The sequence below is a fragment of the Stenotrophomonas sp. SrG genome (assembly GCF_050031795.1).
GTDB classification, from domain to species: Bacteria; Pseudomonadota; Gammaproteobacteria; order Xanthomonadales; family Xanthomonadaceae; genus Stenotrophomonas; species Stenotrophomonas rhizophila_A.
Genome location: NZ_JBNBBE010000670.1, coordinates 1 through 248, shown reverse-complemented (window position 1 = coordinate 248; position 248 = coordinate 1). Strand labels below are relative to the sequence as shown.

Here is a 248-nt window from a genome sequence, read left to right as displayed (position 1 = left end):
AGCGCACGCCGTACATCAGAAGGAACAATGGCCCGAACGACGGCTAGAACAGAAAACCTGCAATCACCGCGACGGCCATGACCAGGCAGCGCTGTGCATCGGACTGCACCCGCAGCACTGCCGCGCACCCCGCGCGCGTGACCAGGACCCCGGTCAACTGGGTGACGGGCCACTGCATGGTTTCGGCGGTCATGGGCGACAGGAAAATCACCACCGCACCCCCTACGCCCGCCGACGGGGACACGACC

1 protein-coding gene is annotated in these 248 nt (G+C 66.1%); it reads right to left on the bottom strand.

The genetic code is table 11. The features are described 5' to 3' along the window. Positions 1–43: 43 nt before the first annotated feature. Positions 44–248: hypothetical protein (locus tag ACQG3P_RS21245; protein WP_426806158.1), on the bottom strand; the 205-nt coding region annotated here is incomplete at its 5' end.